This window comes from Kribbella antibiotica, from assembly GCF_004349055.1.
Taxonomy (GTDB): domain Bacteria; phylum Actinomycetota; class Actinomycetes; order Propionibacteriales; family Kribbellaceae; genus Kribbella; species Kribbella antibiotica.
Window position 1 is genome coordinate 1 of the sequence record NZ_SMKX01000170.1, and the last position, 17,882, is coordinate 17,882.

The window sequence follows — 17,882 nt, forward strand, 5'->3', positions numbered from 1 at the left end:
CCCCCCGGCTTTTCCCCCTCCCCCAAGGATGAACTCGTATGCCGATCGACCTCCTCGACCACCTCACTCCGCACGTGGAGGAAGCGGTCCGGATCAGCCGCAGCCACGTCGCCGAAGGCGGCATCCCGTTCTCCGGCATCGTCGTCCGCGACGGCCACGTCCTCGGCACCGGCTTCAACCGGGTCCTCGAGGACGACGACCCGACCGCGCACGCCGAGGTCGTCGCCCTGCGCGCCGCCGCGAAGAAGGCCGGCCGGTTCGGCGTCGCCGGCGCCACCCTGATCGCCTCGGGTGAGCCCTGCGCCCTGTGCTACATGGCCGCACTCTATTTCAACATCGAGCACATCGTCTACGCGTCCGACCGCAAGACCGCCGACGCCTACGGCTTCAACTACTCCAGCTCGTACGCGATCTTCGCCAACGACCCGACCACCTGGCCGATCAAGGTGACGCACGCCCCGATCGACGGCCACGAGGTCCCGTTCCAGGAGTTCATGAACGGCCGCAAGGGCGGCAACTCATGACCGAGCCGGTTCTGGGTGCCGTGAAGATCAAGATCTTCTCGGACTACGTGTGCCCGTTCTGCCTGCTCGCCGAGGGACCGATCGAGGAGGCGACCAAAGACTTGTACGTCGACATCGAGTGGATGCCCTTCGAGCTCCGCGCACACCCGCACCCCACCCTGCGCCCCGAAGACGACTACCTCCCGGCGATCTGGTCCCGAGCCGTCTACCCGATGGCCCGCCAGTTGGGCGTCGACATCAAGCTCCCCACCGTCTCCCCCCAGCCCTACACACACCTGGCCTTCGAGGGCCACCTGTACGCCGCCGAGCACGGCCTGAGCACCGAGTACACCCACCGCATGTTCCAGGCCTTCTTCCAAGAAGACCAGGACCTGGGCCAACCCGACGTACTCCAAGCCCTAGCCGAAGAAATCGGCCTCAACGGCCCCGACTTCCGCAAGGCGCTGGACAACCGCACCTACCAGGCCAAGCACCAAGAAGCCCTCCGCGAAGCCGAAGCCCACCAGGTCCGCTCGGTGCCGACCATCATCGTCGGCAACACCCGCCTGGAAGGCGTCCCCAACCCCGTCGAACTCCGCAAAGCCATCCTCGACGCCCAAGCAGACAACGCCATCACCTACGGCGCCACCTGCAGCATCGACGGCTGCTAACGTCCGAAAGATCCGAGGGCGTGGTCTCCGGATCTTCGGACGTTAACTGTTGCTGGCGGCAACCACCCTGTACGTCGCTTCGCTAGGCATGCTGCTCGTACGGCGCCGCCGGGACCTCACGCGAAGGCATCAGCACCGGCGTGGTGTTGCGTGCGATCGTCACCAACGCGGACAGCGTGTGCTCGAACCAGCCGAACAACACCCACACGCACAGACTCCACACGACCGCGCCTCCGGCCGCCGCCAGGCCGCCGTACATTCGGTACGTCGAGTCATCGGACAGCACCACGTTGATCACGCTCACGAGCGCAACAACCATCGCCAGCCCGATCAGCACCCACTTCATGACGCCGATCGCGGTCGCGACATTCGCACCTGCAGAACTAGAACTGGACATCTCGATCCCCCCTGGTTTCCCAGAATCCCCGAGCCCCCCTCGGGATGCAGCTCAACGTAACGCTGTGTTGATGCTCTGCCTAGGGTTCGCAGGCGACAGGGGCCCGATCGTCACCTAAAGCGATTATTCGAGGGTTTTCAGGTACGCCGTTCCGCGGGGGGAGAGCTCGTAGCCGGTTTCCAGGCTGTAGGTCAGGCCTAGGTTCTTGAGTTTGCGGACGTCCAGTTTGAAGGGGGCGGTCTCGCGGTCCAGGGAGGCGGCGAGATCGGCGGCTCGGGTGGCCGGCTTGGACGCGATCAGGCGGAGGACCTGGGTGGTCCAGGCGCCGTGGGGGTTGGTGGCGTCGAAGCGGGCCAGGCGTTCGGTCAGCTCGGCGAGGTCGTCGGCTGAGATGTCAGACGAGGCGGCCAGCTCTTCGCGGGGGTCGGGGCCCTTCACCAGGTGGAAGCGGATCAGGAACGTCGGCCAGGAGTCGTCGCCGCGGAGGCGGCGGAGGATGTCGCCGGCGTTGCTGCGGTCGGCGAGGGCGATGTCGGGGTCGTTGTCGGCGATCAGCGCGGGGTTGATCTCGCGGACACTGTCGATCTGGATCCGGCCGGCGTTGGTGCGGTAGATCCGGCCCTCGACGACCCGGGCCTCCGACCAGCGGCGGTAGGCCGAGGTGATCCAGCCGTCCTCGACACCTTCTTTGTCACGTCCGGCGAACAACATGCTCTAGGCCCCCAATGCTTTCGCGACGATCGGAGCCAGCGCGCGCAAGGCCTTGCCGCGGTGGCTGATCGCGTCCTTCTCTTCGATCGACAGCTCGGCCGTGGTCCGGTCGTAGCCATCGGCCTGGAACAGTACGTCGTACCCGAAACCGCCGGAACCGCGGACCTCGTGGATCACCGATCCGCGCATCTCGCCGAGCACCAGCTCGTCAGCGGCATGCGGACGGACGAAAGCGACGGCCGCCACGAACGACGCACCACGCCGCTCGTCCGGCACATCTTCTAGCTGGCCCAGCAGCAGTTGGTTGTTGGCGTCGTTGTCCTTCAACGGGCCAGACCAACGCGCCGACAGTACGCCGGGCATGCCGTTCAGCGCGTCGACGCAGATCCCGCTGTCGTCGGCGATCGACGGCAGCCCGGTTGCGGCCAGCGCGGCGTGCGCCTTCAGCAGGGCGTTGCCCTCGAAGGTCGGCTCGGTCTCGGGCGGCTCCGGATACCCCGGTACGTCGCCCAGCCCGAGCACCTCGATCCCCGGCACGATCGGGGTGAGGATCCGGCGCAGCTCGGCAAGCTTCTTCTTATTGTTCGAGGCAAGCAGTACGCGCGTCATCGGCCGAGCGCCTCCTGCTGCAGCTTCGTCAGATCCGCACAGCCGGCCAGGCCCAGCGACAGCAGGCTGTCCAGCTCGGCGCGGTCGAACGGCGCACCCTCGGCCGTGCCCTGCACCTCGATGAACTTGCCGTCGCCGGTGATCACCAGGTTCATGTCGGTCTCGGCCCGCACGTCCTCTTCGTAGCAGAGGTCGAGCATCGGGGCGCCGTCGATGATCCCGACCGATACCGCCGCAACCGTCCCGGTCAGCGGCTCACTCTTCAGCAGCTTGCGCTCACGCAGGTACGACACCGCATCCGCCAAAGCGACATACGCTCCGGTGATGGCCGCCGTACGGGTGCCGCCGTCGGCCTGCAGTACGTCGCAGTCCAGCAGAATGGTGTTCTCGCCGAGCGCCTTGTAGTCGATCACCGCGCGCAGCGAACGCCCGATCAGCCGGGAGATCTCGTGGGTACGTCCACCGATCTTGCCCTTGACCGACTCGCGGTCCGAGCGCGTGTTCGTCGACCGCGGCAGCATGGCGTACTCCGCGCTGACCCAGCCCAGCCCGGAACCCTTCCGCCACCGCGGCACACCTTCGGTCACACTGGCCGCACAGAGCACCCGCGTCTTGCCGAACTCCACCAGCACCGACCCCTCGGCGTGGTCAAGCCACTTCCGTGTCAGGGTTACCGGTCGGAGCTGGTCAGGGGTACGTCCGTCAATGCGAGCCATGGCGGCAACTTTATGCCTCCAAGCGTCTTACCTCCGCATTGGTCAACGCGCCCGACGCCGGTCGGCGCTGCGCAAATGCCATCCGGGCGGCGAACGGCACCAGGTCTCCGGCCCGGCGACCCAGCCACGGAACGCCCTCCTTGACCATCCAGACGGTGTCGGCCCACTTGCTCGGCGGCTGGTAGGCACAGCCAAGATCCGGCGGTACGGCGATCTGTACCCCGTGCGCGGGGAGTCGGTCGGCGAACATCCGGGCCAGCTTGCGATGCCCGAGCTCACCGGGGTGCATCCGGTCGATGCTCCAGAAGTCCCGCCGGTACACCTCGGGGAAATCGGCCATGTCGAGGCGGATCCCGCCGTACCGGGCGTAGAGGTCGTCGTACGCGAGGTTGACCTGTTCGATCCGCTGCCACAACGGCCGGCCCATCCACTTCGGCAGGCCGAAGATCTTGGCGTGGTCGTGGAAACGGACAGTGAGCAGCAGCGCGCCGCGCGCGGTCAGCTCCTCGGCACACAGATGCAGGTGGTCGCGGATCCGGCCGGCGTCGAAGCTGGACCGGAGGGTGTCGTTGATCCCGACGATCAGCGAGGCGATGTCGATCGGCCCGCTCCCGATCTCGGGAAGCTGCTCGGTCGCGACCAGATCCGTGGTCGCGCCACTGGTCGCGAAGTTGGCGAAAGTCACACGGTGGGTGCTGGCCAGGGAGTCGGCGAGCAGCGAGGCCCAGCCCCGCCACCCCTGTCCCGGGCGCGCACCGGCACCGGAAAGGTCGGTCGTACTACTGCCGTTCATCGGGTCCCCGACCCCAACTGTGGTCGAGTCCCCCAGTGCCACGTAGTGGAGGCTCACATTCCGTCATGGTGTCGGCACGGTGAGATGCAGCGATGTTGGATAGATGACCGGGAAGGCAATTTCAGGGAGCAGACAGGTGATTGAAGGACGGAACTGCTCGGAGTTAGGGTGATTCAAACAACTATGTGCAGGAGTTGCTGGCTGATGACTGATCTTCGACTCGGAGTGGTGGGGCTCGGCGCCCGGAGCTACCTCGCGGGCTACGCCCACCAACCCGGCGAGGGCAGCGCGATCGTCGCCCTGGCCGACCCGGTCGCCGCGCAGCGCGACCTGGCCCTGGAGAAGTACCCGGAGGCGGCCACTTTCGCCGACCATCGCGAACTGCTCGACCAGAAACTCGACGGCGTTTTCCTGACCACCCCGGACGACCTGCACGAAGGTCCGGCGGTCGACTTCCTCACCGCCGGCATCCCGGTCTTCGTGGAGAAGCCGCTGGCGATCACCACCGAGGGCTGCGACCGCGTCCTGCAGGCGGCCTACGAGTCCGGTGCCCGCCTGTACGTCGGACACAACATGCGCCACATGCCCGTCGTACAGACCATGCGGCAACTGATCCTGGACGGCGCCATCGGCGACGTGAAGGCGATCTGGTGCCGGCACTTCGTCGGCCACGGCGGCGACTTCTATTTCAAGGACTGGCACGCCGACCGCAGCCGGACCACCGGTCTGCTCCTGCAAAAGGGGGCCCATGACATCGATGTGATGCACTGGCTGGCCAACGGTTACACCCAGCGCGTCAACGCCATGGGCGCACTCACCCTGTACGGCGGCATCGAGGATCGTCAGGACCGGACCGGCCAGCGCTTCTCCGACTTCGTCAGTTCGGACAACTGGCCGCCGCTGGAGCAGAAGGGGCTCGCCCCGGTGATGGACGTCGAGGACCTCTCGATGGCGAATCTCCTGCTGGACAACGGGGTTTTCGTCACCTACGAGCAGTGCCACTACACGCCGGACTACTGGCGCAACTACACCGTCATCGGCACCCACGGCCGCCTGGAGAACTTCGGCGACACCGCGGGCGGCGTCGTGAAGGTCTGGAACAGCCGCCGCTCCGGCTACCGCGAGGACGCCGACATCGTCGTCGAGATCACCGGTGAGAGCGAGCACCACGGCGGCGCCGACCCGCACCTGGTCAACGAGTTCCTCACCTTCGTCCGCGACGGCGGGACCACGCTCACCTCCCCGATCGCCGCCCGCGCCGCGGTCGCCGCCGGGGTCGCCGCCACCACCTCACTCCGCTCGAACGGCGTACCGATCGACGTACCGGCGCTTGATCCGGCCCTGATCAGCTACTTCGACAACGGCCAGGTTCGGTGAGGTAGAGTTTTCGACGTGACCAGGAACATCATGCGAATGCTGAGCCCTCGATACGGAGGATCCTCGGCCGCGTAGTCACGTGTGCTTGCAGAGAGGCCTCCCTGTCGGGGGGCCTCTTCTCATTTCTGCAACCACATTTTTCAGGAGCCCTGAGCATGTACCCGATCACCTACCTGACCGATTGCTACGACGGCAACGCCCGCGCCCGCCTGAGCACCCGGATCGGCGCCCTCTTCGGCCAGTCGCCCACGATCATCGCCCTCGACGGCCCGGACCCCGAGTCGTTCGCCGCCTTGACCCTGCTCGACTGTCTGAGATCGACGGAAGGCCTCAGCGGTCCGACCATCACCCTGCTCAACATCGCGCCCCGCGACGGCAACTGGCCGAACGGCGTCCCGTTCTGCTTCTTCCGGTACGGCGAGCATCTGGTTGCGAGCACGTTCAACCCCAGAGCGCTGGCCCTCGTACGGCGTGAGCTCGGGATCACCGAGGTCCAGGTCACCGATATCGCCGAGGTCCTGGCCGCGGTCGACTTCGATCCGATCCAGGCCGAGCGCATCATCAACACCCAGTTCCGCAGCCTCTGGTACCTGCCGCTGCTCGCCCGCTGGGTCGCCGACCACCGCGCGATCCCTTCGACCACAACTCCCATTCCCGTCCTCCCGGACGAGGGCCCGCTGGTGACCGTCATCGACAACTTCGGCAACTGCAAGCTGGATCGCGCGCCCGAGGAGCTCAAGCTGGCGGGCATTCCACGGTACCCGCACCTGACCGCCGTACCGCGGAATCAGCCGGGGCTCATCCCGGGTAGCTCGGACGTCGCCGAGCTCGTCGTGCGCGGTGGTTCGGCGGCGGAGTACTTCGGCCTACGGCAGGGCGATCGGCTGGACGACCGCCGGGCGGAGGAGCTCGCCGAGCTGTTCACTCCTCGTCGGGAGCGACCCGGATTACCCATCTGACGCCACTGGACGAGGTCTCAATGTCGAGGATGTTGTCCAGGGCCTCGTCGGACAGCACGTCCTGCAGGTCCTTGTCGTACTGGCGCAGCAGCCCAGGGACCTGCGATTCCTCAGTGCCCGGCGGGAAGTCCCGGGTGATGACACAGCTGTCACCGGGCTCCTCGTCGTACGGCATCGGGTCGTCGATCAGCGGTATCAGTGGGACGGTTTCAAGGTCCTCCGCCTCACCTGCCTTGGGGAGCTTGCCGAGGTTCGTCCGCTCACCGACGAATGCGAGTGCGTCGAGCACGATCGGGTGCAGGTGCTCTCGCATCTCGTCGACTGATGCTGTCTCGAGCTCCGGCCACGCCACCGAGTAGTTCGGGTTGAGCAGCCGGCCGATCGCACGTATTGACCGCCCCGGCCGTCCCTTCGCGTCAGATCGGTACTCCAGGTGGAGCGCGACTCGTTCGTAGCCCTGCTGCGCGAGCCAGCAAGCTCCGTCGTACGAGGCGAGGACCTCCGCCTCAATACGCTGCAATGCCGTCCGGGCGCGTGCTTCCGCTGCTCCGGAGAAGGCGCTCCCGGCCGTGGTCCAGCGCGATCCACCGACGAGTTGCAGCCAGGCGATCGTCACCTGGTCAGGATGCCATGGGCGGGCGCACGAACGACAGGACGTAGACACCTACGCATACCCCTGCGCACGCCTGAGCCCAGCGCGCCCGGCCCCGATCCAGCACCGACTTCCTGTCCTTCGTGCACCCGCTAGGAGCCGGCCGGCTGCCGCGCGACGGTGGATTGTGTGCGCACAGTGGGTTCACTCGCCGAGCCAGAAACACCCGGCCGACGTCGAGTGGAAAGAGATTGCGGCTGGTAATCGATGGAGGGCAGCACGGTCCGTTCAGTCGGTGGGCAGGCTGCCCACACTGGGCGGGGGCTAGGTGAGCACCGCGTCGCGGAGGATTTTGCGGACCGTGTCGGGCTGCTCGCGCCACGGTGAGTGACCAGCGTCGGGGATCAGGTGGAACGACGGTTGCTGCGCGTGCTCAGCGAGAGCCTGTACGGCGGCGTACGGGCGGGGGTCGCCTTCGCCGTGGATGAAGGTGATCGGGGCGGGGATCGCGGCGGCGTCGTCGGCCTTGCGACTGTCCGGCCAGCTGTTGATTTCCTTGCTCAGGGCGCGGTTCACGCCCCAGCTGATCGGCAGGTCGACGGAGGCGTCCTCGAGGGCCCACTCCATCGCGTGCTCCTGATCCGCGTTGTCGGGGAACCATGCGAGCACCCGGAACTCGATCTCTTCCTCGCGAGTACGCGTCCGCGCGGCCGGCGCGTTCAGGTGGATCTCCGACAGCTCGTCCAGCCGAGCCGTTTGCTCGGGCGTCATGCGGCTCGCGCGGACCTCGGCGTCGCCCGATCGCCAGTCACCGACGCCGACACCGTCGAGGTAGACGACGCCCGCCACGTGATCGGGGTACAACGCGGCATAGGTGATCGCCAGCGTGGCTCCGAAGGAGTGGCCGATGACAACGATCTTCTCGTGCCCCCAGTACTGGCGGAGTTCGTCGATGTCCTGCGCGCTACGCGCCATCGACTGCACGCCTGATGGGCCGGATCGGCCGCAGCCCCGCTGGTCGAAGCGATGAACGACGGTCAAGTCGTCGAGCATCTCGGCGAGCGTCAGGTGGTCGCTCCACGTGCCAGGCCCGCCATGAAGGATGATCACCGGCGCGGCGGCAGGGGTCGCCGTACCGGTTGTTGCGGTCCACAACGGGACATTGTCAGATGTCGAAAACGGCATGCGGGGTCGCAATCTCGATCGGTCCCGAGTAGGTACGCCGGGCGTTCTCAGCTTGGGTCACCCGGTTGTACCACGGTGGGACGTGCGTGATCACGAGCTTTTTGACGCCGGCCTTCTTGGCATGTTCACCGGCGTCGGACGGGGTCAGGTGCAGGTCGACGGGGTTGTTGGGATTCTCGTCCTGCAGGGCGGCTTCGGACAGCAGCAGGTCGGCGCCACGGGCGAGCTCGATCAGTGCGTCGTTCGGCCCGGTGTCTCCGGTATACACCAGCGCCTTGCCGGCGTGCTCGACACGGATCGCGTACGCCGGGACCGGGTGCACCATCGGTGCGGTCCGGACCGTGAACGGGCCGATCTGCTGAGAGTCCTGCCAGGTATGGAAATCCAGCTCCTCGGTCATACCTGGATCGATGGGGAGGTCATAGGCCAGAGCCATGCGCTCCGCCGCGTCGGGCGGGGCGTACACAGGGATGCGGGGGATGGGCGAACCTGGCGCGTACTTGGCCGCTACGTAGAGGCCGGTCAGGTCCATACAGTGGTCAGGATGTAAGTGGGACAGGCCGATCGCACCGATCTGCGGAACGGCGATGTGCCGCTGGAGCGATCCGAGAGCACCACTGCCGAGATCGAGGACCAGGTGGAAATCCTCGGCAGTGACCAGATAGCTCGAGGCGGCCGAGTCAGGTCCCGGGACGGACCCGGAACAGCCGAGCACGGTGAGCTTCATATCTTGAAGATTACCGGCGGGTGTCCGGCTTCGCAGGAAACCTCGTCGCGTCGCCGAGCCGCCGAACGGGGTTACAGGGCTGAGGTTTCGGGGAGGTCACGATCGGAACCGGTGCCGAGGACAACATCCCCGGCGGCTTCTGAAGCGCTTAGCGGACCCAGGCGAACTGGTCGACCGAGGAGAGCACCGGGCCGAGGAAGCGCGAGCCGATCGCCTCGAACTCCGACGGAGTGCCGGTCGTGACGAAGCGGTGCTTGGGCTCAGGCAGGTCGTCGGCGCGCAGCAGTCCGGTCTTGGTCAGGACGCCGTACACGTCCTTGGCGCACTCCTCGGCGCTGCTCACCAGCGTGACCGCATCGCCGACGACGTACTGGATCACGCCGGTGAGCAACGGGTAGTGCGTGCAGCCGAGGATGAGCGTGTCGACGCCGGCCTCGACCAGCGGGTCGAGGTACTCGTGCGCGGCCTCAAGCAACTCCGGTCCTGATGTGACGCCGGCCTCGACGAAGTCGACGAATTTGGGGCAGGGCCTCGTGATCAGCTCGATCTGCGGGGCGGCCGCAAGCGCATCGTCATAAGCCAACGAGGTCGCGGTGGCATGCGTGCAGATCACGCCGACCTTCTGATTCCGCGTCGCGGCAACGGCCCGGCGAGCAGCCGGAAGAATCACTTCAACGACCGGTACGTCGTACCGTTCGCGGGCGTCGCGGAGCATCGCGGCACTGGCCGAGTTGCAGGCGATGACGAGCATCTTCACGCCGGCCTCGACCAGGTGATCCAGGCACTCCAGCGCGTACTCGCGGACCTCGGCGATCGGCTTGGGACCGTAGGGCTGGCGGGCGGTGTCGCCGAGGTAGAGGATCGGCTCGTGCGGCAACTGATCGAGCACTGCGCGCGCGACGGTGAGACCGCCGAAACCTGAATCGAAGATCCCTACCGGCGCGTCTGTCACAGCACACATTCTATCGGGGACACGCCGTGGACTCCCCGGCGGCCGTAACCAGGGCCGGATTCGGGTCGTTCTAGAAGTCACCCCACTCCTACTCTTTGAAACGACACGCCGAACTTGTCCACATCTTTACGTTATGCAATTGCCAACAGCCGTGATCCGCGTCACTCTGGACCGATGTTCGCCCGACCCGCCCACGAGATGCCATGAGCCTCGCGCACCACTTCGTGGCGGTGCTGAGCAGCACCGCCGGACCGAATCCGCAACCTGATCACGTCTCCGCCTCCGGGCAGGCCGCGAATCAGGCTGCGGAAACCAACAGCACGGCCGCAGACATCGCCTCGTCCCTGGGGACGACCGGAGTCATGTTGCTGCTGCTGATGGCGACGTTCTTCCTGTACGTCGTCTCGCTGTCGCTGCACCCGAATGCCAAGTGCCAACGCTGCAAGGGCGCCGGCCGTCACCACGGCGGTCTCTTCAGCTACGCACAACGCCCCTGTAACAGCTGCAAGGGACGCGGTGTTCACCCCCGCATCGGCCGCCGGATCCTGTTCAAATCTCCGTAAACTCACAGAGGGCCGAAAGTCAGGCCCAGAGCTGGCCTTCGAGGCGCTCTTCCGCCTCGTCGACCGTGCCCTCATAGGCACCGGTCGACAGGTACTTCCAGCCGCCGTCCGGAACGACGAAGGCGATATCGGCCCGCTGTCCGTCACGTACGCACTTGGCCGCCTGGCCGAGCGCGGCGTGCAGGATCGCGCCGGTCGAGACGCCGGCGAAGATGCCCTCGTTGTCGAGCAGTTCGCGAACGCGCCGGACGGCGTCCCGCGGGCCGACCGAGAACCGCGCGTCGATCAGACTCGCGTCGTACAGCTCCGGGACGAAGCCCTCGTCCAGATTCCGCAGGCCGTAGACGAGCTCGCCGTACCGGGGCTCGGCGGCCACGATCCGGACATCCGGCTTGTGCTCGCGGAAGAACCGGCCGGCGCCCATCAGCGTGCCGGTCGTGCCGAGACCGGCCACGAAATGCGTCACCGACGGCAGGTCCTCGAGGACCTCGCGGGCGGTGCCGTCGTAGTGGGCGGCCGCGTTCGACGGGTTGCCGTACTGGTAGAGCATCACCCAGTCGGGGTGTTCCTCGGCGACCTGCTTGGCGACCCGAACGGCTTCGTTCGACCCACCGGCGGCCGGGGAGGAGATGACCTCGACTCCCCACATCCGCAGGATCTGCCGGCGTTCTTCGGAGGTGTTCTCCGGCATCACGCAGACCATCCGATAGCCGCGCAGCTTGGCCGCCATCGCCAGCGAGATCCCGGTGTTGCCCGAGGTCGGCTCGAGGATCGTGTTGCCCGGCCGCAGCCGGCCGTCCTTCTCCGCGTCGAGCAGCATCCGCAGCGCCGCCCGGTCCTTGATCGAACCGGTCGGGTTGTGGTCCTCCAGCTTGGCCCACAACCGGACATCCGCCGTCGGCGACAGCTTGGGCAGGCCGACCAGCGGCGTGCCCCCGACCGAGTCGAGCAGACTGTCGAAACGCATCGTCAGCCGCCGGCGACCGCAGGCAGTACGACGACCACGTCGCCGTCCTTCACCGTCGTCGTCAGCCCACCGGTGAACCGCACGTCCTCGTCGTTCACGTACACGTTGACGAACCGGCGCAGCTCCTCCGGCTCCCCCTCGACGATCCGCTCCTTGAGGCCCGGGTGGCTGCCGTTCACGTTGTCGATGAACTCGGCCAGTGTGGCGCCGTCACCGTTGACCGCCTTCTCGCCACCGGTGTAGGTGCGCAGAATCGTCGGGACGCGAAGCTCGATCGCCATCTCAGTTGTCTCCTAGTTCGCTGCTGGGTACTTCGGCGTAGGCCGCCACGATCTTCACATCTTCTTCGGTGACCACGCCGTCGACGATCCGGTACGAGCGGAACTCCACCGGGCCGTCGTAGCTCTGCTGCTCGGCCCCGTCCCGGGTCGAGACGATCACGTAGTGCGAGTTCGGCTCCTCGGCCCGGGCGATGTCCGTCCGCGACGGGTACGCCTCGGTCGCCGTGTGCGAGTGGTACGTCACGACGATCTCTTCGTCCCGGTCCCACAGGTCCTTGTGCACCTGGAGCAGGTCCTCGGACGAGAACTCGTAGTACGTCGGCGACATCGCCGCGTTCGGCACCGGGATGAACCGCTCCGCCCGGCCCGAGCCCTCCGGCCCGGTCACCACGCCGCACGCCTCGTCCGGGTGGTCCCGCCGCGCGTGCGCCAGGATCGCGTCGTACGTCGCCTGGTCGATGATCAACACGTCACCACGGTAGTTGGCCCGGCGCCCCCATCCGGACGAGCAGCAGCTGTGTCCACATAATGGATGGTTTCGGAGAGTGACGATCTGGTGATACTGCGTCAACATGAAGGGACTACAGAGATATTGGGGCTACCTGCTGTTCTTCGGACTGATCACGACTGCCTGGACCTGGCGACTCGGTCCCGTCGTGCTCGGGATCGGATGGACGCTGGTCACGGCGTACTTCCTGTTCCAGGCGCCGGTGTTCTGCGGCGCCGAGACCAGGGCAGGTCAGCTGTGCCGTAACAACGCGAGCGGGATCATGATGGGTTGCAGCTATCGGCAGCACAAATGGCAGAAGCTCAAGTTCGCTGTCGTGCCGCGTCGCTGGCGGGAGCTGAACAAGGGGTTGTGGGCCAGCGGCGGCAAGATCCTGGCGACGCTGAGCACGATCGTCGCCATCCTCTCCGGGATCATCAGCACCATCCTCGCCGTAGCGGCGGCCTGACCTACCAGCGGTCGTGGGTCTGGGGGCGGATGAGGGAGTCGTAGATGTCTCGTACGGCGGCCTGCTGGTCGGTGGTGAGCGGGGCGAGGGCGGCGGCGCCAACGTTGCCGGCGACCTGCTCGGGGTTCCGGGCACCGGGGATCACGACGGAGACGCCGGGCTGGTCGATGATCCAGCGGAGGGCGAACTGGGCCATGGTGGCGCCTGCGGGGAGCCAGGGCATCAAGCGGCGGACGGCCTCGAGGCCGGTGCCGAAGTCGACGCCGGAGAAGGTCTCGCCGACGTCGAACGCCTCGCCGTGGCGGTTGTAGGTGCGGTGGTCGTCGGCCGAGAAGACGGTGTTCTCGTCGTACTTGCCGGAGAGCAGACCGCTGGCGAGGGGAACGCGGGCGATGATGCCGACGCCGGCCTCTTGCGCCGCGGGCAGGACCTCGTCGAGGGGCTTGAGGCGGAGCGCGTTCAGGATGATCTGTACGGATGCGACGTTGGGGCGCGCGATCGCGGTCAGCGCCTCCGCGGTGGTCTCGACGCTCACGCCGTACGCGGCGATGCGGCCCTCGTCGACCATCGCGTCCAGGTCGTCGAAGACGGCGTCGGTGGAGTAGACCGCGGTCGGCGGGCAGTGCAGCTGAACGAGGTCGATGGTGTCGACGCCGAGATTCTGCCGGGAGCGGTCGTTCCAGGCGCGGAAGTTGGCCGGGCTGTAGTTCTCCGGAAGCTGCTCGACCCGGCGGCCCATCTTGCTCGCGACGGTCAGGCCCTCGTGGTCCTTCAGCACCTGACCGACGAGCCGCTCGCTCCGGCCGTCGCCGTACACATCAGCGGTGTCGATGAACGTGACACCGCCCTCGATCGCCGACCGCAGCACGGCGAGCGCGTCGCTCTCGTCCACCGAACCCCAGTCGGCACCCAACTGCCAGGCACCGAGCCCGACCACGCCTACGTCCCGACCGGTTCGTCCCAGCTTCCGCGTCTCCATGCCGCCAACATTAGGACCTGAGGTCGATCTCCAGCTCAGAGCCCTCCTGTACGGCGAAGTCGGTGGCCAGCGTCTCGCGCATGATCAGCTCGCGGTGGGTTGCGACGGCCGCCGCCATCGGGGGTTCCGCAGTCACCGTCAGGTGAATGCGGTCGGTCACCTCGAGCCCGGAATCACGGCGCGCCTGCTGGATCAGGCGGATCACATCCCGCGCCGTCCCCTCGGCTTCAAGCTCGGGAGTGATCGTCGTGTCGAGCACGACGAAACCGCCGCCTGGCAACAGCCCACTCGACTCGGCGGCACCGGCCAGCGTCGTCTCCAGGGTGTACTCCCCCTCGACCAGCTCGATGCCCCCAGCAACCACTACCCCGGCCGCGGACACCGACCAGTCTCCGGTCTTCGACGCCTTGATCGCCGCCTGCACGGCCTTCCCCAACCGCGGTCCGGCCGCACGCGCGTTCACCGTCAACTGTTGCGACACCGGAGCATCGATCGCGTCCACCGAGGTCAGGACGACCTCACGGACGTTGAGCTCGGCCGCGATCAGTCCGGTCAGCGCCTGCAGGTCAGCGGTCGTTGCCACGGTCAACCTCTGCAGCGGCTGCCGGGCACGGATCCCGGTCGCCTTCCGGATCGCCGACGCGACCGAACACACCTCGCGGGCACGCTCCATCTGCGCCACCAGCTCCGGATCGTCCGGCAGCTTGTCGACCGTCGGCCACTCGGTCAGATGCACCGACCGCTCCCCGGTCAGCCCGCGCCAGATGTCCTCGGTAACCAACGGGAGCAGCGGCGCAACCGTCCGGCACAACGTCTCCAGCGCCGTGTACAGCGTGTCGATCGCCGCCTGCTCCCCCGCCCAGAAACGGTCGCGGGAGCGCCGGATATACCAGTTCGTCAGCACGTCGACGTATGAGGTGATGGCATCGCAGGCAGACGCAATGTCGTATCGATCGAGCTTGTCCTGAACGTCTGTGACGAACAGCCGCAGCCGGGCCAGCAGGTAGCGATCCAGCAAGTGTTCGGGCTGCTGGATCGGTTGCCCTTCCCGGTTGGCCGCGTTGGCGTAGAGCGCGAAGAACGACCACGCGTTCCACAACGGGATCAGCACCTGCCGGACGCCCTCACGGATGCCCTCCTCGGTGACGATCAGGTTCCCGCCGCGCAGGATCGGGCTCGACATCAGGAACCAGCGCATCGCATCCGCGCCGTCCCGGTCGAACACCTCACTCACATCCGGATAGTTCCGCAGCGACTTGCTCATCTTCTGCCCGTCGCTGCCGAGCACGATCCCGTGGCTCAGCACCGACTTGAACGCCGGCCGGTCGAACAACGCGGTCGCGAGAACGTGCAAGGTGTAGAACCAACCACGCGTCTGACCGATGTACTCGACGATGAAGTCGCCCGGGAAGTGGCTCTCGAACCACTCCTGGTTCTCGAACGGATAGTGCACCTGGGCGAAACTCATCGACCCGGAGTCGAACCACACATCCAGTACGTCGGACACCCGGCGCATCGTCGACGCACCCGTCGGGTCGTCGGGATTCGGCCGGGTCAGCAGGTCGACGTACGGGCGGTGCAGGTCGGTGACGGTCACCCCGAAGTCCCGCTCGAGCTCCGCGATCGAGCCGTAGACGTCGATGCGTGGGTACGCCGGATCGTCGGAGCGCCAGACGGGGATCGGTGAACCCCAGAAGCGGTTCCGGCTGATCGACCAGTCGCGCGCGTTGCTCAACCACTTGCCGAACTGGCCGTGCTTCACGTGTTCGGGGGTCCAGGTGATGTCCTCGTTGAGCTCGACCATCCGGTCACGGATCGCCGTCACCTCGACGAACCAGCTCGAAACCGCCTTGTAGATCAGGGGATTCCGGCACCGCCAGCAATGCGGGTAGCTGTGCACATAGCTGTCCTCGCGGATCAGCGCGCCGGCCGCTTTGAGGTCGCGGATGATCGGGCGGTTCGCCTCGAAGACGTGCAGACCTTGGTACGGCGGGACCACCGCGGTGAACCGGGCGCCGTCGTCGACGGTCAAGATCGTGGGGATTCCGACGGCATCACAGGCCAGCTGGTCCTCCTCGCCGTACGCGGGAGCCATGTGTACGACGCCGGTGCCGTCGTCGGTGGTGACATGCTCGGCCGCGATCACCTGGAAGGCGTTCGGGGTGTCGGCGAAGAAGTCGAACAGCGGGGTGTACCGCTTGCCGATCAGCTCGGTGCCCTTGAATCTGCGGACGACCTCGGTGAACCCATAGGCCTGCGCTCGGGCCTCGGCGAGGATCGTTGGGCCATCCGGGGTGGCGACGACGACATAGTCGAGCTCAGGTCCGACGGCCATCGCGAGGTTGCTCGGGAGCGTCCAGGGGGTGGTCGTCCAGGCGAGCAGGCGCTCCCCGGTCTCCAGTTCGACCGCGACGGTGATTGAGGGGTCCTGCCGCTGCTGGTAGACGTCGTCATCCATCCGCAGCTCGTGGTTGGACAGCGGGGTCTCGTCGTTCCAGCAGTACGGGAGGACGCGCAGGCCCTCATAGACGAGCCCCTTGTCGTACAGGGTCTTGAACGCCCAGATCACCGACTCCATGTAGTCAGAACTGAGCGTCTTGTAGTCGTTCTCGAAGTCCACCCACCGCGCCTGCCGGGTGACATAGCTCTGCCACTCGTCGCTGTATCGCAGCACCAACTCCCGGCACTTCGCGTTGAAGTTCTCGATCCCCAGCTCGAGGATCTCCGCCTTCGTCTTCAGCCCCAGCACCCGCTGAGCCTCCAACTCAGCCGGCAACCCATGCGTATCCCACCCGAACCGCCGCTCCACCCGGAACCCGCGCATGGTCTTGTACCGAGGCACCAGATCCTTCACATACCCGGTGAGCAGATGCCCGTAATGCGGCAACCCATTGGCAAACGGTGGCCCGTCGTAGAAGACGAACTCTTCCTTCGTCCGCCGCTCGATGGACCCCCGGAACGTGTCGTCCGCCTCCCAGAACGCCAGCACCTCCCGCTCGACATCAGGAAAATCCGGTGCCCCACCAACCCTGCCGCCAGTCCTCGGATAGCTCACCCGTGCATCGTAGGCGCGATATTCAGTCGCGGACGCCGTCGCCTGAATGGTGAGGTGGGCCGGTGACCACGCTGACCTGGGTACGACGCCATCTGGCCGACGGCGAGCAGATCACTCAGGTGGAGCCGCTGCACGGCGGCCTGACCTCCGACGTTCGGCGATTCACGATCAGCACGCCCGACAGCGGTACCCGCGACCTGGTTCTCCGGAGCCCTCACGACCTGACGAACGCCGCTGACTGGCTGACCCGCGAGGCCGACACACTGACGCTCCTCGCGACAACCGCCGTACCGGCTCCTGAACTCGTCGCCGTCGACCCGACTGGTGCCTTCGGCGAGCGCCCCTCACTCCTGATGACGTGGCTGCCCGGGCGAACCCTCCTGACCGACTCCGGGCTGGCGGACCGCATCCCCCTCCTGGCCCAGCAGCTCGTCGCGATCCACGCTGTGCAGCCTGTTGAGCGTCCCCGCCCCTTCGTCACCCTGACCACCGCCGACACGGTCGTGGTCCCGCCCGGCGCCGACTGGTCCGCAGCAATCGACGTCATCCGCCAGCCGCATCCGCCGTACGAGGGCGCCTTCCTGCACCGCGATTTCCAGCCCGGCAACGTCCTGTTCGACGGATCTCACCTCACCGCGGTTGTCGACTGGGCCGGCGCCTGCTGGGGCCCCACCGACCTGGACGTAGCCCACTGCGCCACCAACCTCGCCCTACTCCACGGCCCCACCGCGGCCCACCACTTCATCCACGCCTACGAACAAGCTGGCGGCAGCCTCTCCCCCAACCGCCACTACTGGCTGGTCCGCGACGCCCTCGCCTTCTCCGAGGAAGTAGAACCCGCCACCCAGCCCTGGCGAGACTCCACCCGCCCCGACCTAACCCCCGAAAC

General features: G+C 66.8%; 21 protein-coding genes. 7 read left to right on the forward strand and 14 right to left on the reverse strand.

The window, feature by feature from the left end; genetic code table 11:
* Positions 1-38: 38 nt before the first annotated feature.
* Both E1263_RS36170 and E1263_RS36175 read left to right on the forward strand, forming a co-directional pair.
* Entirely contained in the window at positions 39-524 is a 486-nt protein-coding gene (locus E1263_RS36170; protein WP_132175813.1) for a nucleoside deaminase, read from the forward strand.
* Entirely contained in the window at positions 521-1,174 is a 654-nt protein-coding gene (locus E1263_RS36175) for a DsbA family oxidoreductase (RefSeq protein ID WP_132175815.1), read from the forward strand. The genes E1263_RS36170 and E1263_RS36175 overlap by 4 nt, the downstream gene beginning before the upstream one ends.
* Positions 1,175-1,256: 82 nt before the next feature.
* On the opposite strand, the gene E1263_RS36180 is transcribed toward E1263_RS36175, so the two are convergent.
* The 5 genes from E1263_RS36180 to E1263_RS36200 all read right to left on the reverse strand — a co-directional run bounded on the left by E1263_RS36180 (position 1,257) and on the right by E1263_RS36200 (position 4,457).
* Positions 1,257-1,571 (reverse strand): hypothetical protein, encoded by a 315-nt coding sequence (locus E1263_RS36180; RefSeq protein WP_132175817.1) that lies wholly within the window; start codon positions 1,569-1,571, stop codon positions 1,257-1,259.
* Positions 1,572-1,694: 123 nt separating this feature from the next.
* Positions 1,695-2,282, reverse strand: a complete 588-nt coding sequence (locus tag E1263_RS36185) for a hypothetical protein (RefSeq protein ID WP_132175819.1) — start codon at positions 2,280-2,282, stop codon at positions 1,695-1,697.
* Between the two features lie 3 nt (positions 2,283-2,285).
* Positions 2,286-2,891, reverse strand: a complete 606-nt coding sequence (gene rdgB, locus E1263_RS36190; protein ID WP_132175821.1) for an RdgB/HAM1 family non-canonical purine NTP pyrophosphatase — start codon at positions 2,889-2,891, stop codon at positions 2,286-2,288.
* Positions 2,888-3,607, reverse strand: coding sequence for a ribonuclease PH (gene rph / locus E1263_RS36195; RefSeq protein ID WP_132175823.1), 720 nt, complete (start codon positions 3,605-3,607; stop codon positions 2,888-2,890). Before rph ends, rdgB begins: the two co-directional genes overlap by 4 nt.
* 10 nt (positions 3,608-3,617) lie before the next feature.
* A complete protein-coding gene (locus E1263_RS36200; RefSeq protein WP_132175825.1) occupies positions 3,618-4,457 on the reverse strand; it encodes an SGNH/GDSL hydrolase family protein in 840 nt (279 codons plus the stop codon).
* Positions 4,458-4,604: 147 nt separating this feature from the next.
* Here E1263_RS36200 and E1263_RS36205 point away from each other — a divergent pair, with 147 nt between their 5' ends.
* Positions 4,605-5,777 (forward strand): Gfo/Idh/MocA family protein, encoded by a 1,173-nt coding sequence (locus E1263_RS36205; protein ID WP_132175827.1) that lies wholly within the window; start codon positions 4,605-4,607, stop codon positions 5,775-5,777.
* Between the two features lie 155 nt (positions 5,778-5,932).
* Positions 5,933-6,736: a hypothetical protein gene (locus tag E1263_RS36210; protein WP_202869225.1), complete on the forward strand. Its 804-nt coding sequence runs from the start codon at positions 5,933-5,935 to the stop codon at positions 6,734-6,736.
* On the opposite strand, the gene E1263_RS36215 is transcribed toward E1263_RS36210, so the two are convergent.
* From E1263_RS36215 to murI, 4 genes are all read right to left on the reverse strand, one after another.
* Positions 6,699-7,352: a hypothetical protein gene (locus E1263_RS36215; protein WP_132175829.1), complete on the reverse strand. Its 654-nt coding sequence runs from the start codon at positions 7,350-7,352 to the stop codon at positions 6,699-6,701. The genes E1263_RS36210 and E1263_RS36215 overlap by 38 nt on opposite strands.
* A 300-nt stretch (positions 7,353-7,652) precedes the next feature.
* Positions 7,653-8,483: an alpha/beta fold hydrolase gene (locus E1263_RS36220; RefSeq protein ID WP_165956870.1), complete on the reverse strand. Its 831-nt coding sequence runs from the start codon at positions 8,481-8,483 to the stop codon at positions 7,653-7,655.
* Positions 8,484-8,493: 10 nt separating this feature from the next.
* Complete coding sequence (locus E1263_RS36225) at positions 8,494-9,240, reverse strand: MBL fold metallo-hydrolase (protein ID WP_132175833.1); 747 nt, start codon at positions 9,238-9,240, stop codon at positions 8,494-8,496.
* 148 nt (positions 9,241-9,388) lie between these two features.
* Positions 9,389-10,201 (reverse strand): glutamate racemase, encoded by an 813-nt coding sequence (murI, locus tag E1263_RS36230; RefSeq protein WP_132175835.1) that lies wholly within the window; start codon positions 10,199-10,201, stop codon positions 9,389-9,391.
* 194 nt (positions 10,202-10,395) lie between these two features.
* Between murI and E1263_RS36235 the strand changes: the two genes are divergently transcribed.
* On the forward strand, positions 10,396-10,755 hold the full coding sequence (locus E1263_RS36235) for a hypothetical protein (protein ID WP_132175837.1): 360 nt from the start codon (positions 10,396-10,398) through the stop codon (positions 10,753-10,755).
* A 19-nt stretch (positions 10,756-10,774) separates the two neighbouring features.
* Here E1263_RS36235 and E1263_RS36240 read toward each other — a convergent pair whose 3' ends face one another.
* From E1263_RS36240 to E1263_RS36250, 3 genes are read right to left on the reverse strand one after another with little or no spacing between them, the layout of a single operon-like run.
* Positions 10,775-11,722, reverse strand: coding sequence for a PLP-dependent cysteine synthase family protein (locus E1263_RS36240; RefSeq protein WP_132175839.1), 948 nt, complete (start codon positions 11,720-11,722; stop codon positions 10,775-10,777).
* Between the two features lie 2 nt (positions 11,723-11,724).
* Positions 11,725-12,003: a MoaD/ThiS family protein gene (locus E1263_RS36245; protein WP_132175841.1), complete on the reverse strand. Its 279-nt coding sequence runs from the start codon at positions 12,001-12,003 to the stop codon at positions 11,725-11,727.
* A 1-nt stretch (position 12,004) separates the two neighbouring features.
* Entirely contained in the window at positions 12,005-12,472 is a 468-nt protein-coding gene (locus tag E1263_RS36250) for a M67 family metallopeptidase (protein ID WP_132175843.1), read from the reverse strand.
* 103 nt (positions 12,473-12,575) lie between these two features.
* Between E1263_RS36250 and E1263_RS36255 the strand changes: the two genes are divergently transcribed.
* A complete protein-coding gene (locus E1263_RS36255; RefSeq protein ID WP_132175845.1) occupies positions 12,576-12,959 on the forward strand; it encodes a hypothetical protein in 384 nt (127 codons plus the stop codon).
* A 1-nt stretch (position 12,960) separates the two neighbouring features.
* Here E1263_RS36255 and E1263_RS36260 read toward each other — a convergent pair whose 3' ends face one another.
* Together E1263_RS36260 and ileS are read right to left on the reverse strand one after the other, a co-directional pair.
* Positions 12,961-13,938: an aldo/keto reductase gene (locus E1263_RS36260; protein ID WP_132175847.1), complete on the reverse strand. Its 978-nt coding sequence runs from the start codon at positions 13,936-13,938 to the stop codon at positions 12,961-12,963.
* 10 nt (positions 13,939-13,948) lie between these two features.
* Positions 13,949-16,993 carry an isoleucine--tRNA ligase gene (gene ileS / locus E1263_RS36265; RefSeq protein ID WP_132175849.1) on the reverse strand — a complete coding sequence of 1,015 codons (3,045 nt, stop codon included), beginning with the start codon at positions 16,991-16,993 and terminating at the stop codon, positions 13,949-13,951.
* A 62-nt stretch (positions 16,994-17,055) separates the two neighbouring features.
* On the opposite strand from ileS, the gene E1263_RS36270 reads away from it, so the two are divergent.
* The coding region (locus E1263_RS36270) for a phosphotransferase family protein (protein ID WP_132175851.1) at positions 17,056-17,882 on the forward strand (827 nt) is incomplete at its 3' end.

Excerpts from the sequence above, each read along its gene's own strand:
- E1263_RS36170 (WP_132175813.1), top strand. The coding sequence starts at position 39 with ATGCCGATCGACCTCCTCGACCACCTCACTCCGCACGTGGAGGAAGCG.
- E1263_RS36175 (WP_132175815.1), top strand. The coding sequence starts at position 521 with ATGACCGAGCCGGTTCTGGGTGCCGTGAAGATCAAGATCTTCTCGGAC.
- E1263_RS36180 (WP_132175817.1), bottom strand. The coding sequence starts at position 1,571 with ATGTCCAGTTCTAGTTCTGCAGGTGCGAATGTCGCGACCGCGATCGGC.
- E1263_RS36185 (WP_132175819.1), bottom strand. The coding sequence starts at position 2,282 with ATGTTGTTCGCCGGACGTGACAAAGAAGGTGTCGAGGACGGCTGGATC.
- rdgB (WP_132175821.1), bottom strand. The coding sequence starts at position 2,891 with ATGACGCGCGTACTGCTTGCCTCGAACAATAAGAAGAAGCTTGCCGAG.
- rph (WP_132175823.1), bottom strand. The coding sequence starts at position 3,607 with ATGGCTCGCATTGACGGACGTACCCCTGACCAGCTCCGACCGGTAACC.
- E1263_RS36205 (WP_132175827.1), top strand. The coding sequence starts at position 4,605 with ATGACTGATCTTCGACTCGGAGTGGTGGGGCTCGGCGCCCGGAGCTAC.
- E1263_RS36210 (WP_202869225.1), top strand. The coding sequence starts at position 5,933 with ATGTACCCGATCACCTACCTGACCGATTGCTACGACGGCAACGCCCGC.
- E1263_RS36225 (WP_132175833.1), bottom strand. The coding sequence starts at position 9,240 with ATGAAGCTCACCGTGCTCGGCTGTTCCGGGTCCGTCCCGGGACCTGAC.
- murI (WP_132175835.1), bottom strand. The coding sequence starts at position 10,201 with ATGTGTGCTGTGACAGACGCGCCGGTAGGGATCTTCGATTCAGGTTTC.
- E1263_RS36235 (WP_132175837.1), top strand. The coding sequence starts at position 10,396 with ATGAGCCTCGCGCACCACTTCGTGGCGGTGCTGAGCAGCACCGCCGGA.
- E1263_RS36240 (WP_132175839.1), bottom strand. The coding sequence starts at position 11,722 with ATGCGTTTCGACAGTCTGCTCGACTCGGTCGGGGGCACGCCGCTGGTC.
- E1263_RS36245 (WP_132175841.1), bottom strand. The coding sequence starts at position 12,003 with ATGGCGATCGAGCTTCGCGTCCCGACGATTCTGCGCACCTACACCGGT.
- E1263_RS36255 (WP_132175845.1), top strand. The coding sequence starts at position 12,576 with ATGAAGGGACTACAGAGATATTGGGGCTACCTGCTGTTCTTCGGACTG.
- E1263_RS36260 (WP_132175847.1), bottom strand. The coding sequence starts at position 13,938 with ATGGAGACGCGGAAGCTGGGACGAACCGGTCGGGACGTAGGCGTGGTC.